Origin of the sequence: Hydrocarboniphaga daqingensis (assembly GCF_900129825.1) — a bacterium.
GTDB classification, from domain to species: Bacteria; Pseudomonadota; Gammaproteobacteria; order Nevskiales; family Nevskiaceae; genus Hydrocarboniphaga; species Hydrocarboniphaga daqingensis.
The window spans coordinates 207970-224405 of record NZ_FQWZ01000006.1 but is presented as its reverse complement, the minus strand read 5'-3'; the positions used below and the strand labels follow the sequence as shown (position 1 = coordinate 224405).

Annotated in this window: 16 protein-coding genes; 3 read left to right on the top strand and 13 right to left on the bottom strand. The window is 67.2% G+C overall.

Annotated elements, in window-relative coordinates; translation table 11 throughout:
- Positions 1-7: 7 nt before the first annotated feature.
- Positions 8-841, top strand: a complete 834-nt coding sequence (locus BUB09_RS13200) for an aminotransferase class IV (RefSeq protein ID WP_072898195.1) — start codon at positions 8-10, stop codon at positions 839-841.
- On the opposite strand, the gene BUB09_RS13195 is transcribed toward BUB09_RS13200, so the two are convergent.
- Together BUB09_RS13195 and BUB09_RS13190 are read right to left on the bottom strand one after the other, a co-directional pair.
- Positions 838-1872 (bottom strand): 2-dehydropantoate 2-reductase, encoded by a 1035-nt coding sequence (locus tag BUB09_RS13195; RefSeq protein WP_072898194.1) that lies wholly within the window; start codon positions 1870-1872, stop codon positions 838-840. The genes BUB09_RS13200 and BUB09_RS13195 overlap by 4 nt on opposite strands.
- 25 nt (positions 1873-1897) lie before the next feature.
- Positions 1898-2371 carry an Mpo1 family 2-hydroxy fatty acid dioxygenase gene (locus BUB09_RS13190; RefSeq protein WP_072898326.1) on the bottom strand — a complete coding sequence of 158 codons (474 nt, stop codon included), beginning with the start codon at positions 2369-2371 and terminating at the stop codon, positions 1898-1900.
- A gap of 252 nt (positions 2372-2623) precedes the next feature.
- Between BUB09_RS13190 and BUB09_RS13185 the strand changes: the two genes are divergently transcribed.
- Positions 2624-4411 carry an acyl-CoA dehydrogenase C-terminal domain-containing protein gene (locus BUB09_RS13185; protein ID WP_072898193.1) on the top strand — a complete coding sequence of 596 codons (1788 nt, stop codon included), beginning with the start codon at positions 2624-2626 and terminating at the stop codon, positions 4409-4411.
- A 97-nt stretch (positions 4412-4508) separates the two neighbouring features.
- Here BUB09_RS13185 and BUB09_RS13180 read toward each other — a convergent pair whose 3' ends face one another.
- Entirely contained in the window at positions 4509-5021 is a 513-nt protein-coding gene (locus tag BUB09_RS13180; RefSeq protein WP_072898192.1) for a DNA-deoxyinosine glycosylase, read from the bottom strand.
- Between the two features lie 139 nt (positions 5022-5160).
- Between BUB09_RS13180 and BUB09_RS13175 the strand changes: the two genes are divergently transcribed.
- Positions 5161-6351 carry a hydroxymethylglutaryl-CoA reductase gene (locus BUB09_RS13175; protein ID WP_072898191.1) on the top strand — a complete coding sequence of 397 codons (1191 nt, stop codon included), beginning with the start codon at positions 5161-5163 and terminating at the stop codon, positions 6349-6351.
- A 22-nt stretch (positions 6352-6373) separates the two neighbouring features.
- Here the strand turns inward: BUB09_RS13175 and BUB09_RS13170 are convergent, their stop codons facing one another.
- The 10 genes from BUB09_RS13170 to BUB09_RS13125 all read right to left on the bottom strand — a co-directional run bounded on the left by BUB09_RS13170 (position 6374) and on the right by BUB09_RS13125 (position 16312).
- Positions 6374-7186 (bottom strand): inositol monophosphatase family protein, encoded by an 813-nt coding sequence (locus tag BUB09_RS13170; protein ID WP_072898190.1) that lies wholly within the window; start codon positions 7184-7186, stop codon positions 6374-6376.
- Positions 7187-7195: 9 nt separating this feature from the next.
- A complete protein-coding gene (locus BUB09_RS13165; protein ID WP_072898189.1) occupies positions 7196-8035 on the bottom strand; it encodes an SDR family NAD(P)-dependent oxidoreductase in 840 nt (279 codons plus the stop codon).
- A 67-nt stretch (positions 8036-8102) separates the two neighbouring features.
- Positions 8103-9308, bottom strand: a complete 1206-nt coding sequence (locus tag BUB09_RS13160; protein ID WP_245793285.1) for a BaiN/RdsA family NAD(P)/FAD-dependent oxidoreductase — start codon at positions 9306-9308, stop codon at positions 8103-8105.
- Positions 9281-10033: a metallophosphoesterase family protein gene (locus BUB09_RS13155; protein WP_072898188.1), complete on the bottom strand. Its 753-nt coding sequence runs from the start codon at positions 10031-10033 to the stop codon at positions 9281-9283. Before BUB09_RS13155 ends, BUB09_RS13160 begins: the two co-directional genes overlap by 28 nt.
- An 11-nt stretch (positions 10034-10044) precedes the next feature.
- Entirely contained in the window at positions 10045-10704 is a 660-nt protein-coding gene (locus BUB09_RS13150) for an MBL fold metallo-hydrolase (protein ID WP_072898187.1), read from the bottom strand.
- A 93-nt stretch (positions 10705-10797) separates the two neighbouring features.
- On the bottom strand, positions 10798-12180 hold the full coding sequence (locus BUB09_RS13145) for a serine hydrolase (protein ID WP_084083424.1): 1383 nt from the start codon (positions 12178-12180) through the stop codon (positions 10798-10800).
- Between the two features lie 128 nt (positions 12181-12308).
- On the bottom strand, positions 12309-13172 hold the full coding sequence (locus BUB09_RS13140; protein ID WP_072898185.1) for a UDP-2,3-diacylglucosamine diphosphatase: 864 nt from the start codon (positions 13170-13172) through the stop codon (positions 12309-12311).
- A gap of 74 nt (positions 13173-13246) precedes the next feature.
- A complete protein-coding gene (locus BUB09_RS13135) occupies positions 13247-13963 on the bottom strand; it encodes a hypothetical protein (protein ID WP_072898184.1) in 717 nt (238 codons plus the stop codon).
- Entirely contained in the window at positions 13960-14655 is a 696-nt protein-coding gene (locus BUB09_RS13130; RefSeq protein WP_072898183.1) for a TVP38/TMEM64 family protein, read from the bottom strand. The genes BUB09_RS13135 and BUB09_RS13130 overlap by 4 nt, the downstream gene beginning before the upstream one ends.
- 67 nt (positions 14656-14722) lie before the next feature.
- Positions 14723-16312, bottom strand: coding sequence for a GAF domain-containing protein (locus tag BUB09_RS13125; RefSeq protein WP_072898182.1), 1590 nt, complete (start codon positions 16310-16312; stop codon positions 14723-14725).
- Between the last annotated feature and the right edge of the window lie 124 nt (positions 16313-16436).

The following is a 16436-nucleotide window of genomic DNA, read 5'->3' as shown; positions in this document are numbered from 1 at the left end:
CCCGACGATGACGACGACGATCAGCCGCGATACCTGGATCGAGATCAACGGGCAGCCGGCCCGCGTCGAAACGCTGCAGGCCGCGTTGCCGAACTTCGGGCATTTCACATCGATGCAGGTGCGCGACGCGGCCGTCGCCGGCCTCGCATTACACGGCCAGCGGCTGCAGGCGGCGACGCGGCTGTTGTTCGATGCCGAGCTGAATCTGCCTCAGGTCTGGCGCTGGCTGCATCAGGCGCTGGAACACGCGGGGCGCGATGCGATCCACGCCAGCTCGGTGCGGATCGCCGTACATGCGTCGCGCTTCGACCGCAGCCGTCCGGGCCGTAGCGATTCGCTCAACGTGATGATCAGCGTCGCGGCGCCGGCCCCGGCGGCGGCGCCGCTGCCGCAACGGCTGTGCGTGCAGCGCTATGCGCGCGAACTGCCGCAGATCAAGCACGAGGCCACGTTCGGCGCGCTGTGGCAGCGTCGCCTGGCGCAGCAGGCGGGTTGTGACGATGCGCTGTTCGTCGGCGACGACGGCGCCGTCAGCGAAGGTCCGACCTGGAACATCGGCTTGTTCGACGGTCAGCGCATCGTCTGGCCGCAAGCGCCGATGCTGGCCGGCGTGACGCAGCAGGTGCTGGTCGCCGCGCTGGATCGGATGGGCGTCGAGCAGCAGCAGCGTCTGGTGCACGCTGATGAACTGGGCTCGTTCGCAGCCGCGTTTCTGTGCAATGCGACGCACGCGGCAACGCCGGTCGCCGCGATCGACGGCCATCGGCTCGATGCGGCCCATCCGCTGTTCGATCGGCTGCAGCAAGCGCGGCAGCAGATCGCGATGGAGCCGATCGCCTAGGCGATCGGCGTGTGCGGGCTCGGCGACGCGCTGAGCTGCGCGAGCAGCGCTGCGGCGCTCCAATGATGCGAGCCGCCTTGTTCGGCGGCATGTACCAGCGCCTGCAGCCGCTGGTTGACCGGCGCCTCGCGGCCGAGGCGGCGGGCGAGTTCGACGACAGCGCCGTTCAGGTAATCGACTTCGGTTGCACGGCCGCGCTGCAGATCGTCGGCCATCGACGAGCGTGCCAACGGGTCGATCGCCAACATCTTGCGCGCCGCCACACGAAACACCGCGTCGGGCACGCTCAGCAGCGTCGGCAGCCAGCGCGGCGCGATCGGCGTCAGCTTGGCCGGCTGGATCGCCGCCGCTTGCAGCGTTGCCAGCGCTTCGCGTTGCGCCAGCGCCAGGCAGCGGCGGAAATCACGCTGCGACAACTCGGCCTTCAGCGGCAGGCCCGACAGCGCGTTGACGGCGTTGTTGAGGTTCAGCAGCAGCTTGCCCCATTGCACCGCGACAAAGTCGTCGCGCAGCTCGGTGCCGATGCCGCGATTCGCCAGCGCCTCAACCAGCGGCCGCAGCTGCGGGTGGGCTTCGAACAGCAACTGGCCTTCGGTGCCGATGTGGTACGCCCCGGGCCCGAGCCGCGCGACGTTGTACGGCACGATCGCCGACACCACCGGCTGGCCCGGCAGCCGTGCGCGGGCGCGCTCGGCGCTGCCGATACCGTTCTGCAGGCAGACCACCAGCGCATCGCGCCGCAGCTGCGGCGCCAGTGCGTCGGCAGTGGCGTGAACGTCGGCGCATTTGACGGCAAGCAGCACCAGCGTCGCTTCGCGCGCCGCATCCAGTGTCGTGCTGACCGGCACCTGCGAGCCGGTCCGGTGCCATTGCTGCCCGCGGTAGTCGCTGAGGCGCAGCCCGTTGGCGGCGATGTCGGCCGCGATCTGGGGGCGCGCGATCAGCGTCGCGTCGAGCCCGGCGTGCAGTAGTTGCACGCCGATCGCACAGCCGATGTTGCCGGCGCCGACGACGGCGACTTTGACCGTCATCGGCCGCCGACGATCGCGGCGCGAATCAAGCGGTGCCGGCCCGCAGCGGGATCTGCCACTTGCGGTAGGCGAAAGCCATCAGCCACATCGGGCCGATCATCAGGAACTGCACGTCCTTCAGGAACGACGGCCGCGCGCCCTCGACGTGGTGGCCGATGAACTGCCCGATCCAGGCCACGACGAAGATGCCGGTCGCCACCGCGATCGTGTACGCGCCAGCCGCTTGCTCGATCGCCAGGATCAAGCCGTACATCGGCAACATCACCAGCGCCAGGCCGATCGCCAGCCGCCACGACAGCCGCAGGTAGTAGCCCAGCGACAAGGCCAGCGCCAGCGTCGCGAGATTGAACAGCGGCGTGCCGACCGGCACGCACTTGAGCGCCATGAACAGCGAAAACACGATGCTGGGGACGCAGACCCAGTGCATCGCCTTGTTGAACGGGTTCAGATGCGAGGCCGAATATTCGTTCAGCCAGTCGTCGACGCTGCGCGTGGTCATCAAAGACACCTTGGTTCGGATATCGATTGCAGCCATTGTCGGCAGCATCGACCGGCGAGGGCGATGGTAGTTACGGCCCCCCTCGGTCCGGTGCCGCCACCGGGTCGGTCCCGTGGTGGCCGGACCGCCGGACCGGCGGGCGAAATCAGGCGTCCACTGTCCCTCCGGCCAGTCCCCATACGCATCCGTATCGGATAGGCTAACCGTAATCACATTACCCCTTTTCCTCCAACCTCTTTCCGGAGTTTGACCATGCCCAGCTATACCGCCCCTATGCGCGATATCCAGTTCGTTCTGCACGAACTGCTGAATGTCGAACAGGAGCTCAAGAGCCTGCCGGCTCATGCTGACGTCGATGTCGACACGATCAACTCGATCCTCGAAGAAGGCGGCAAGTTCGCTGCCACGGTGATCGCCCCGCTGAACCAGAGCGGCGACGAAGAAGGCTGCACCTACGTCGGCGATGGCGTCGTGACCGCGCCCAAGGGCTTCAAGGAAGCGTTTGCACAGTACGTCGACGCCGGCTGGCCGGCGCTGTCGGCCGACCCGGAGTACGGCGGCCAGGGCCTGCCGCATTTCGTCAACAACGCGTTCTACGAAATGCTGAACTCGGCCAACCAGGCCTGGACGATGTATCCGGGCCTGACCCACGGCGCCTACGAGGCGCTGCATGCCCACGGCACGCCGGAGCAGAAGAAGGTCTACCTGCCCAAGCTGACCTCGGGCCAGTGGACCGGCACGATGTGCCTGACCGAGCCGCACTGCGGCTCTGACCTGGGCCTGCTGCGGACCAAGGCCGAGCCGGTCGGCGACGGTCGCTACCAGATCTCGGGCACCAAGATCTTCATCAGCTCCGGTGAGCACGATCTGGCCGAGAACATCATCCACCTCGTGCTGGCCCGCCTGCCGGGCGCGCCGGAAGGCACCAAGGGCATCTCGCTGTTCATCGTGCCCAAGTTTGTCCCGAATGCCGACGGCGGCATCGGCGAGCGCAATGCGATCAAGTGCGGCTCGATCGAACACAAGATGGGCATCCACGGCAACGCCACCTGCGTGATGAACCTCGACGGCGCCTACGGCTGGCTGGTCGGCGAGCCGAACCGCGGCCTGAACGCGATGTTCGTGATGATGAACGGCGCGCGTCTGGGCGTCGGCATGCAGTCGCTCGGCCTGGCCGAGGTGGCGCTGCAGAACTCGCTGGCCTACGCCAAGGACCGCACCCAGTTCCGCGCCGCCAAGGGCCCGGTCAACAAGGACAAGCCGGCCGATCCGATCATCGTTCACGCTGACGTGCGCCGCATGCTGCTGACGCAGAAGGCTTACACCGAAGCGGGTCGTGCGTTCAGCTACTGGCTGGCGCTGCAGATCGACCGCGAACTGAGCCACCCGGACGAGAAGGTCCGCAAGGACTCGGCCGACCTGGTCGCGCTGCTGACGCCGATCGTCAAGGCCTTCGTTTCGGACAACACGTTCGAAACCACCAACCTGGCGCTGCAGTGCTTCGGTGGTCATGGCTTCATCAAGGAATGGGGCATGGAGCAGTTCGTCCGCGATGCCCGCATCAACATGATCTACGAGGGCACCAACTCGATCCAGGCGCTGGACCTGCTGGCGCGCAAGGTGCTGTCCGACGGCGGCGCCAAGCTCAAGAAGTTCGGCAAGCTGATGCAGCAGTTCATCGCTGAAAACGCCGGTGACGAGTCGATGAAGGAATTCATCGAGCCGCTGATGGATATCGGCGACAAGGTCACCAAGCTGACCGGCGAAATCGGCATGAAGGCGATGAAGAACCCCGAAGAAGCCACCGCCGCGGCCGTGCCGTATCAGCGCGTCGTCGGCCACATGGTCTACGCGTACTTCTGGGCGAAGATGGCCAAGGTGGCGCTGGCCAAGCAGTCCAGCGGCGATGGTTTCTACACCGCCAAGCTGGCGACGGCCCGCTTCTACTTCGCCAAGCTGCTGCCGGAAACGGCCGGCTACATCCGTCAGGCGCGTGCCGGTTCGGACGTCGTCATGGGCCTGGAAGCCGCGTTGTTCTAAGCCTGGATATCGGCCGCGATGTCGGCGGCCGCGCTGCAACGATAAAGCCGCCGAAAGGCGGCTTTATCGCATCTGGCGTCCGGTGTGACGCCTGCGCTCAGCTAGCCGCCAGCACGCTGCGCACGACTTGCCAGGCCGCGAGCTTGGCTTGCGCGCTCAGCGCCGCATGCGCCGGGCTCGTCGATGGCATCCGGTGCAGCCGGATGCGGTGATCGCCGAGCGTCGGCACGACGTAACGCTCGAAGCTGGCAGCGGCCTTGCTGCCGTTGAGGAAGACGTCGCGCACCTGCGGGTAGCGCGTGAACAGCCCCGCAAAATCATTGCAGACGATCGACGATTCGACGATCGCCGAGTCCAGGCTGCCTTCGCGCGTGCACAGCTTCAGCACGTCCCACAGCGCGACCTGCTGCGCTTGCAGGGCCTGCAGGCGCTCGGCGTAAGGCCGGCTGCGTGCAATGCCGAACAGCGACTCCATCAGCGTCCAAAATGCGTTGCGCGGGTGTGCGTAGTACTGCTGCATCTCCAGCGAGATGCGGCCGGGCATCGAGCCCAGCACCAGCACGCGGGCTTGCTCGTCGATGACCGGCGCAAAGCTGTGGACATGACTCATCGCAGGATGCTCATCAGGACACTTGCGGATCGGGTGGGGCGCTTGGCTGCGCGGAGTCGACATGATGGCGCGCGTGCCAGCGGCTTGCAGCCGCGGTGTTGCTAGCGTGCGCGCCTGAGGACTTCGACCGGAGCAGACCATGAGCCAGCAACCGCCGCCGCGCGTGCCGGTGCCGCGCGACCGCAATGACGATTACACCGAGGCCGCTGCGCAGTCGCGTCGCGACTTTCTGCTGCAGCAACGGCCTGGCAGCCGTACCGACCATATCGGCCACTATTCGCTGCCGCCATCGTCGCTGCGCGGCAACGTCGAGTTGTTCGCCGGCGTGGCGCAGGTGCCGATCGGCGTCGCCGGTCCGCTGCGGATCAACGGCGAGCATGCGCAAGGCGATTTCTACGTGCCGATGGCGACCACCGAAGGCACGCTGGTGGCCAGCTACAACCGCGGCATGCGGCTGATCGCCGAATGCGGTGGCGTGCGCACGACCGTCGTCGAGCAGCATATGCAGCGCTCACCGGTGTTCTTCTTCAGTGATGCGCGAGCGTCGCGCGACTTCGGTCACTGGATCGAAGACCATCTCGACGGCATTCGTGCGGCGGCCGAAGCCACGACACGCTTCGGCAAGCTGATCGAAGTGCTGCAGTTTGCCGTCGGCAACCTGCGTTACTTGCGCTTCAACTATCACACCGGCGATGCCGCCGGTCAGAACATGGCCGGCAAGGCGACGCTGGCGGCTTGCGAGTGGATACGCGACACGCATCCGGATCATCCGCGCTTCATGCTGTCGGGCAACATCGACACCGACAAGAAGCACTCGCAGCTGAACACGCTGCTGACGCGCGGCCGCCGCGTGATCGCCGAGGCCACGTTCACCGACGAGGCGCTGCGCCGCATCATGAAAGTGTCGGCGCAGCAGTTGTTTGAAGCGCGCCAGGTGTCGATGACCGGCGCGTTCATGGCCGGCAGCGCCAGCAACGGCGCGCACGCCGCCAATGGCTTGACTGCGTTGTTCATCGCCACTGGCCAGGACGTGGCCAACGTGTCCGAATCGCATTCCTCGCTGGTCTACACGCAACTGCTGCCCAATGGCGATTACTACTGGTCGGTCACGCTGCCGTCGCTGATCGTGGCCACGTACGGCGGCGGCACCGGGCTTGCGACGCAGCGCGAATGCCTGGAGCTGCTCGGCTGCTATGGCAGCGGCAAGGCCGATCGATTTGCCGAGATTTGCGCGGCGACCGTGCTGGCCGGTGAGACGTCGTTGTCGAGCGCGGTGCTGGCCGGCGACTGGGTGTCGAGCCACGACCAATACGGTCGCAACCGCCCGTGATCGTGGTGCGCGGGCGCTGCCGCTAGGGCTGCAGCAGTTCGCGCTGCGCTTGCTGCCACACGGCGTGGCTGCGCGCGACCAGCAGGCCGGTGCCCGGCATCGCAACTTGATACGGGCTGCCGTCGTGACGGGCAACGTGGCCGCCGGCTTCGGTCAGCAGCAGGCTGCCGGGCGCGTGATCCCAGGGCAGCATCCGCCAGTACAGCCCTAAGTCGGATTCGCCGCGCGCATACGACAGGTAATCGCCGCACGCGCTCTGTGTGCCGGGAATCCGGTCGGCGACATGGCGCTGCGCGCGGGCGTCGATGCGGCTGCGCATCGGCTCGGGCATGAAGCCGGTCTTGACGACACCGCGCAGCGCTTGCGGCCGCGCGGCATCGCGCTCACTCAGTTGCAGACGCGCGCCGTTCCAGTACGCGCCGCTACCGTGCTCGGCGACGGCGATCCCCCCGTTGACCGGAAACTGAATCCACGACATCAGCGCCTCGCCGTCGCGCAGCAGCGCCACCATGATCCCGAAGTCCTCGCGGCCGTGGACGAAGTTGGTGGTGCCGTCGATCGGATCGACGACCCAGACCTCGCCGCGGTCGAGCCCGTGCAGCAGATCGGGGTTTTCGGACACGCCTTCTTCGCCGACCACGCGCGATCCACTGCGCAGCGCCGTCAACGCGGGAATCAGCGCGGCTTCGACGGCGCGATCGACGACAGTGACGATTTCGCCCGGTGATTTCTCGCTGACGTCGCTGGCGGCAAGCTGGCGGAAGCGGGGCATCACCACGTCGGCGGCGATGCCGGCGAGCAAGGTGGCGACGGTGTCGATCAGCGGGCTGGGCATGACGCCATCTTATCGCTTGATCAAGCGCATCGCGCCGGTGACCAAGTCTTGGTAACGCGACGGCAGCAGCCGCTGCATGCCGTCACCCGCGCGCGCGTCGATGCCGATCAGCACGCGCCGCGCATCGCGACGAATGCCGGCGACGATCGCCTTGGCCGCGGTTTCGGGCGTGGTCCGCAGCAGCATCTCGAACGCGTCGCGGCTCTTGTTGCCATTGCTGCCGGTGACGTCGCTGACGCTGGCCGAGAAGCGGCCGTTGACGGCGATGTTGGTCTTGACGCCACCGGGATGCACGCAGGTGGCGCTGACGCCGTTGCGCGCCAGATCCAGCTCCTGCCGCAGCGATTCGGTGAAACCGCGCACTGCAAACTTGCTGGAGTTATAGGCGCTCATCGCCGGCTGTGCGAACAGCCCGAACACGCTCGATACGTTGACCACGTGGCCTTCGCCGCTGTCGATCAGCAGCGGCAGAAACGCCTTGGTGCCGTAGACGACGCCCCAGTAGTTGACGCCCATCACCCATTCGTAATCGGCGATTTCGCTGCCGAGCACGGTGCCGGCGTGAGCGACGCCCGCATTGTTGACGATCAGGTTCACGCGCCCATGGTCAGCCACCACTTTGCGTGCCCAGGCTTCGACCGCGCTGCGCTGCGCGACATCGACGCGCTGCGACGTCACCGTCACGCCGAGTTCGGTGGCCATTGCCGCGGTCTCGGCCAGCGCTTTCAGATTGCTGTTGCTGGCCAGCGCCAGGTGACAGCCGCGCTTGGCCAGGTCGAGCGCCAATGCACGGCCGATGCCGGAGCTGGCGCCGGTGATCGCAGCGACACGGTTCTTGAAGTCTTTCATCGGCGCAGGCTCCCCCGTTGGATTGAGCCGCGATTGTGCGCCGCGCCGCCGAGGCTGTCCCGACCGGTCAGCAGGCGTCGGCAGCGGCCTTGGCCGAGGCCCAGGCCCAGTGGAAGTTGTAGCCGCCGAGCCAGCCGGTCACGTCCATGACTTCGCCGATGAAATGCAGGCCGGGCATGCGTTTGGATTCCATCGTCGACGACGACAGCTCGTCGGTATCGACGCCGCCGAGCGTGACTTCGGCGGTGCGGTAGCCTTCGGTGCCGTTGGGCACGACCGGCCATTGATGCAGTGCCGCCGCGATCGCTTGTAGGTCGGCGTCGCGGTACTGCTTCAGCGGCCGGGCATCGAGGTTCTGGGTTTCGCAAAAGCGCTGCGCAAAGCGTTTCGGCAGCGCGGGCGTCAGTACCGTCTTGAGCTCGGCTTGCGGCCGATCGCGACGAGCGGCTTGCAGCCAGGCCAGCGCATCCTCGTCGGGCATCAGGTTGATCCGCAGCCGCTGACCCGGCTGCCAGTACGACGAGATCTGCAGCATGGCCGGCCCGGACAAGCCGCGGTGCGTGACCAGCATCGCGTTGCGGAATGACGTGCCCTCGCATTCGGCTTCCACCGGCAGCGACAGGCCGCTCAGATCCTGCCATTGCTCCAGCGGCTTGCCGGACAGCGTCAGCGGCACCAAGCCGGCGCGCGTCGGCCGTATCGAGTGGCCGAACTGCCGCGCCAGTTCGTAGCCGTAGCCGGTGGCTCCCATCGACGGAATCGACAGCCCGCCGCTGGCGACGACCAGCTTGGCCGCATTGACCGGGCCCAGCGAGGTGTTCAGCGCAAAGCCCGGCTCGCGCGGCTGCACGCGCTGCACGCTGCATGAGGTTTCGATGCGAACGCCGGCCTCGGCGCATTCGGTCAGCAGCATCTGCACGATCTGCTTGGACGAGTCGTCGCAGAACAGCTGCCCGAGTTCCTTTTCGTGCCAGGCGATGCCGTGGGCGTCGACCAGCGCGATGAACGCTTCGGGCTTGTAGCGCGCCAGCGCGGATTTGCAGAAATGCGGGTTGGCGCCCAGGTAGCGATCGGGACGCACGTCGAGATTGGTGAAATTGCAGCGCCCGCCGCCGGACATCAGGATCTTTTTGCCGACGCGGTTGGCGTGCTCGATGACCAGCACGCGCCGGCCGCGCCGCCCGGCCATGAATGCGCAGAACAGGCCAGCGGCACCACCGCCGATGATCACCACGTCGTAGTCCATCAGCCGGCCCTGCCGCTGCGCAGCCATGCGGCCCAATCCGGGCGCTGCTGCGACATCGCCTGCCTTGCGGCGCGCTCGTGGTCGTAGTCGACCGCGCGCAGTTGCGCCTGCCAGCAGCTGCTTGCTGCGTCGCGCTCGACCAGCGCCCACCGCGCTTGCGGCGTGCCGGTTTGCATCCGGTGCGGCAGCGGCAGCCGGTCGTCATAGGCGGGCAGGCCGACGCTGCCGGGATTGACGATCAGCCGCCCGTCGTCGAGCGGCACTGCGCGCGGAATGTGGCTGTGGCCGCAGACGATCAGCATGGCGTTGATGCCGGCCAGTTGCGCGGCGATTGCGGCCGGCGAGCGCTGTCGCGGCTCGCCGCCGGCCACGTCGTCGAGCAGATACTCGGTGTCGCTGTCCGGTGTGCCGTGGCAGGCGTAGACCTCGTCGCTGAGCCAGGCAGCGGCCGGCAGCGTGCGCAGCGCGTCGATCGCATCGGCGCCGAGCTGTTCGACGTCGTAGCGCAGCGTGGCATTGGCGTTCCATGCGGCGGCGGGTGGATCGATCAGCTCGCGATCCTGATTGCCGCGTATCGTCCACGCGCCGAGCGTATCGAGCCGCTGGCGGGTTTCACGCGGCCACAACGGGCCGTAGTAGCTGTCGCCCAGATTGACCACGGCATCGACAGGCGCGCAGCGCGTGACGTCGTCGAGCACGGCGTCGAGTGCCACGTGATTGCCGTGGATGTCGGACAGCAGCGCCAAGCGCATCAGGCGGCCGCTCAGCCGGCGACGCGATCGGCGACGTAAGGGTTGGCTTGGCGTTCGCGGCCGAACGTGGACAGCGGACCATGGCCCGGCACGAACGTGATGTCGTCGCCCAGCGGAAACAGGCGCTCGCGGATCGAGCGGATCAGGTCGCCGTGGTTGCCGCGCGGAAAGTCGGTACGGCCGATCGAATTCTGAAAGATCACGTCGCCGACGAAGGCCGCCTTGGACGCTGCGTGATGAAACACCACGTGCCCTGGTGTGTGGCCGGGGCAGTGGATCACGTCGAGCGTCAGGCTGCCGACGGTGACCGTATCGCCATGCGACAGCCAGCGGTCCGGTACGAAGCTGCGCAGCGGCGGAAAGCCGTAGCGCTGGCCGGCTTCGGGCATGCCGTCGATCCAGAACTGATCGTCGCGATGCGGCCCTTCGACCGGCAGCTTCAGCTGATCGACCAGATCGGCGATGCCGCCGGCATGGTCAAGATGGCCATGCGTCACCAGCAACTTTTCCAGCGTTACGCCGTGGTGGCGCACGCGTTCGAGCAAGCGCTCGATGTCACCGCCGGCGTCGACCAGCGCGCCGCGCATCGTCGATGCATCCCAGATCAGCGAGCAGTTCTGCTGAAACGCGGTGACAGGGATGATTTCGCACTTCAGGCTGGCAGCGGACATGGCGGGCATCGCATCAAAACGGCCGGCAGCATACCAAGGCGCAGCCTGCTGCCGCGCTGCCGTCACCGACGACGGCTTGCGGCCGCCGTGCGCTCAGCCGTTGCCGAGCAGGCGGGCCAGGAATTCGTCGTCGGACCAGTCGTCGAACTGCGTCGCCAGCGGCGCCAAACGCACGACGACCAGGCGTTGGCTCGGCAGCAGATACAGCCGCTGCCGGCCGGTGCCGGCCGCCATCACCATGTCCTCCGGCGCGCGCGGCGCGATCTGACCGCTGCTGCCGGCCCGGCCGTCGGGCGGGATCTGGTCGATGCTCGGGTCGTAGCTGCTGCCGACATTGCGGTTGAGCCACCACGTGATGCCATAGCCGCGATAGGCCGGGTTGTCGTAACGCAAGCAATCCTGGACGCCGCTGGCCGGCAGCAGACGGCTGCCGCCCCAGGTGCCCTGCTGCAGCATCAGCTGGCCGTACCGCGCCCAGGCCGCTGCCGTCATCATGGCGCCACCGGCCATCTGCGGATGCATCTGGGCATCGCGCTGCCACAGGTCGCCGGTCAGTCCGATCGGCGTGAACACCTTGCGCCGCAAGTACATGACCGGGTCGGTATTGCTGCTGCGTCGCTCGAACATCAGCGCGAACGCCTGGAACGCAAGCGGGTCGTAGATGAACGCATCGCCGGGCGCGTACGCCGCGGGATCGTCGATCGCCAACTGGTAGGTGTCCTGATTCTGTACGTCGAGCGCCGAGTAGTCCGGGTTGGTGCTCAGGCCACCCTGCAGGCTCAGCAGCTGGCGCACCGTGGTGCGCGACTTGTTCGGGTCGCCGGCCCATTCGGTGATCACGTCGGCAACGCGCTGCTCGCGGTTGATCAAGCCATCCTGTTCGGCGGCCAGCATCAGCGCGCACGAAAAGCTCTTGGTGCCGCTGGCCAGCGCGTGGGGGTCGGTCGATACGTAATCGTCGGCGTAACGCTCGAACACGACCTGGCCGTCGCGCATCACCAGCACGGCATCGCCGTCGAGGCTTGCCGAGTAGGCCGCGGCTCGTTCGTAGGCCGCGATCTGGGCCGGCGTGTTCGTCAGACTCGGCACATGCACGACGGCGGGCTGCGCGCTCGATACCGAGTCGCTGCCGTATTGAGCGGCGACCCGGATCGAGTACGTCATATCGGGCATCAGGCCGGTCAGCGACGTGCTCGTGCTGCCGGCCGCGACCTGCTGCGTGATCGTCGGCATGCCGTCGGCGGAGGCACTGATGCTGTAGCCGGTGGGCGTGCCGGCGTTGGGCGCGACCCAACCGACATTGGCGCCGGCCGTCGCTGGGTTGGCAAAGACGTCGGTGACCGGACGCAGATCGGGCGGCGTGCTTCCGCTGCCATCCTCATCTCCGCCACCACCACCGCCGCCGCAAGCCGCTACGAATCCTGCGAGCAGCGCCATGCTGGCGATCCGCCAGAATCGATCGAAACTAGGGTTCATTCACCCCTCCTGGGACCCGGTGCACGGGGGCGATCCCCGTGCTGCGGTGGAGGCAAGGCTAGCCGGTGCGACTGACGACGTGCTGAATCAGCGCTTGCCCGGCTGTTGTGGCGCGGCGAGCGGTCGGCTTACGCGCTGGCGACGTCGGCTTCGGCTACCGACTCGGTTTCAGCAGATGCGGTTTTGCGACGGCGACGCAGCGGCGTGACGTTGGCGCGCTGGTTCAGATGGTCCAGCTCGACCCAGCGGATCACTTCGATGCGGCCGTCGGGCGTCTCGCCGAGGGCGGTGCAGGATTCCACCCAGTCACCGCAGTTGTGATACGTGACGTCATGCAACTGGCGAATCTCGGCGTGATGGATGTGGCCGCAGACCACGCCGTCCAGCTCGCGGCGCTTGCACTCGCGCGCCACGCTGTCTTCGTATTCCGAAATGATCGCCACCGCGTTCTTGACGCTCTTCTTGGCGAAAGCCGACAACGACCAGTAGCGCATGCCGAGCAGCGCGCGCGTACGGTTGATCACCTCGTTGGCGCGCATCGTCGCTTCGTAGGCGAAGTCGCCAGCCAGTGCCAGCCAGCGGTGATAGCGCGTGATCACGTCGAACAGATCGCCATGCATGACCAGCAGCCGGCGACCATCAGCGGTGCGGTGGATCGCTTCGTTGACGACGCGGATGTTGCCGATCTCGATCCGGTATTCGACGAACTTGCGAAGGAACTCGTCGTGGTTGCCGGTGACGTAGATCACCTGCGTGCCGCGTTTGGCCTTGGTCAGGATTTTGCGGATCACGTTGGTGTGCTCTTGCGGCCAGAACCAGCCGTTCTTGAGCTTCCAGCCGTCGATGATGTCGCCGACCAAGTACAGCGTGTCGCAGTCGTTGTGCTGCAGAAAGTCGATCAGGTGCTCGGCCTTGCAGCCGCTGGTGCCCAGATGCACGTCGGAGATCCACAACGTGCGGTAGCGACGGGTCTTGGTTTGATCCTTGGCCATGCGGCCAGTCTGCTGACCGGCCGCGACGCGTGGATTTCAGGCGGGTGAAGCTTTCGTGACGATGCTTGTGACGGCTACTCCAGCAGCGGCGGGAAGCCTTGCATCGGCTCGGCGGGTAGCTCGAAGCGGGCAACCGGGGGCGCACGCCGATCGACGGCGATCACGCGCATCCGCGTCCCCATCCGCAGCAGGCCCAGGCCCTTGGCATCGAGTTGCCGCGCCAACTGATCGCTGCCGTCGGGCGCAGTCACGCCTGCGGCGGCGCTCATCACGACGCCAGCCCGGTACATGCCCATGCTCAGCTCGTGCAGCAGCGGATCACGCGCGGTCACGACCTCTTCTTCGCGCATCTGGTTCTGGCTGTCGAGATAGCGCAGCCGCTGGCGTTGTCCGACGATGCCGGCGACGGTTTCGGGCTGTCCGGTCGGCTCCAGCGACACGAGCTTGCGGATGTCGTCGGTCGGTGCCGGCGCGGCCGGCATCGGTGCCCCCATCTGCGTCAGCATGTCGGCCGCGTCCATCACCAGCGGCATGCCGCCGAACTGCATCACGTTGTAGGTGCGCGAACCCAGCATCAGCAGGTAGGCCTCCGGGTGGTCGGGGCTGGCCAGGCGCAGCCGCTGCCCGTCGAGGGTCTCGATCGACACCGTGACCGCTTCGCCGTCGGGGTCGAAGGTCTGCAGTGTGGCGCTGCCGCCGGCGGCCAGCGCCAGTGCAGGCCAGCCGATCAGCAAGGCACCCGCCAGACGGCGGTACCGATGCAGCAACACAACGAAGGGCCAGCGGATCATCGGGATTCCTCGTGGTAGCGGCGGCGCTGAACCAGCGTCACCAGTGCGCGGCCCAGCCAAGGCAAGGCCGCGACCAGCGTCAGGCTGGCGATGACGCCGGGGGACATCAAGTCGTCGAGACTGTCGAGCTTGGACAGCTCGCGACCTGCATTGGCAAACAGCAGCGCCGACGGCGCCATGCCGAGCTGGCTGACCAGCGTGAACGTGAGCAGCCGCATCGCCGACAGGCCGAACGCCAGGTTGATCAGCGAGAACGGCAGCACGGGCACCAAGCGCATCGTCAGCAGGTACAGCGCGCCGTCGCGGGCAATGCCGGCGTCGATCAGCTGCGCCTGATCGGCGTATCGGCGCGCCAGCGGCTCGCGCAGGCCATAGCGCGCGATCATGAAACCGGCAGCGGCGCCGAGCGTCGATGTGAACGTGACAACGACGAAGCCAAGCGCCGTGCCGTACAGCGCGCCAGCCATCGCCGACAGCAGCGCGGCCACCGGCAACGGCAGCAGGCCGATGCCGATGAAGCCCATCAGAAAGGCGCCGACCGTCAGCACCGGATGCGCGTCGCGGAACGCTTCGATCGCCGCTTGGTGCGCCTTCATCGTCTCCAGCGTCAGCACGTGATGCAGGTCCAGCGCGTAGTACAGCACCACGCTGGGCAGCAGCAGGGCCGGCAGCAGCCAGCGTTTCAGAGGCATCGTGGGTCGTGTCGGTCGGGGTCGGCGCGGTCGCGCCACGAGCCCGATGCTAGACCGGCCGGCCGCATCAAGCCTGAACCGCCGCCGTCGGCGTCTTGTCCGATGGCGTCTCGTCGGTGTCGGGGCGCTGGCGCAGATTGGCCAGATGCAGCGCGATCAGCGGCAGGCATTGGCGCAGCGTCTGCTCGGCGATCACGCTCAGCGGCTGGGTCAAGCCGAGTTCGAGCACGCCGAGCTTGTCGGCGCGCAGCCATAGCGGCACCAGCAACAGCTGGCTGGGCGGCGCTTGGCCCAGCGCGCTGCGCACTTCCAGATAGTCCGGTGGCAGCTTGGCGAGCGTGATGCGTTGCTGGCTCGCCAGCGCCTCGCTGAGCAGGCCTTCGCCGGACTTGAACTGGCGCAGCGTCACGTCATCGGGCAAGCCATAGCCGGCGATTGCGCGCAGCCAGCGCCCGTCGCTCAGATACAGCGCGCCGACCGATAGCGGGAGCACCCGTGCCAGTTCGCTAAGCAGCACTTCGCCGAAGCGATGTAGCGTCGTAGCGGTCTGCAGGCTCAGCCCGAGCCGGTAGACCCGTTCGCGCATGTCGCGCTGCGCCTGCGCACCGGCTTCGACCTGTTGCAGCGCCTGCTGCTGCTGGCGGCGCCAGTGGTGGTGTCGGCTGCGCTGCTGTGCCAGCAGGCCGCTGAAGATCAGCATCAGCAATTGGACGATCCAAAACCTCGGATCATCGACCACGCGTTGCGGCAGCCACAGGACTTGCTTGGGTCGGTGAACCAGCAGCCATAGTCCATGAGCCGCGATCGGACCGGCGATGCCGCTGATGGTTGGCGCTGGCCGCAGTGGCCGGTACGACCATGTCCCGCTGTCGTCGCGACGTTCACCGCGCGCGCCCTGAATGGCCACCCAGGTCTCCGGGTATCGGCGCGCCAGGCTGGTGCCAGCGCCCAGTTGCGCGCCCCAGCGCTGACTGGCTTCGGGGTGATGCAGCCAGTAGCCGAGGTCGTCGACGATCATCGCCTGGGCCCCTGGCGAGTTCATCTGTCGCACCACGCCGTCCAGCAGCGGCGCGGCATCCCGATCCAGTACCAGCACCATCGCGGGCCGGCCGGGAATTCGCAGCGGCACGGCCGCACGCAGCAGCGGGCGGTGCGGCAGCGCCAGCGTGCCGTTGTCCACTTCCAGCGCCAGTCGTGCCAGATAGACCATGCGCGGCTGCAGCACTCTGGCCGCGTCGAACAGGTCTTGGCCGTCGCTTCGCGCCAAGGTCGCGGGTGGCAGGCGTCGCAGTTGATCGCCACGCCGGTCGACACGCGCCAGCATCCGTCCCTCGTCGTCGAACAGGCGCGCGCTGATATAGCCGGGCTTGTCGCGCAGCAAGGCCTCGAAAAGCGCGGTCACGCCGTCGACCGCGGAGTCGGAGCGGTCGGTCAGCACGCGGTGCAGTTCGTGCGCGCTGGCGACGAATCGAAGGTCGTTGACCATGTCGGCAAAGCGATCGAGCAGCTGGCTCTCGGCGCGATCGAGTGCTTGCTGATCCTGATCGATTCCCTGCTGCTCGCGGTGCTGCTGCTGCAACAGCAGTGCGCCGGCCCAGGCCAAGCTCATCAAGATGGCGGCCAGCAGGTGCCAGCGCAGCCAGCGGGCGCTCAGCATGGCCGGTGCAAACCGGCCGGCTTCGGCAATGACATTGAACGGAAGGGGAGCGTGCCCATGTTGTATGCATTATCCGCAGCCCTGACGGCTGGCGAAAGGAAGCCCCGTGACACGCGATGATGCG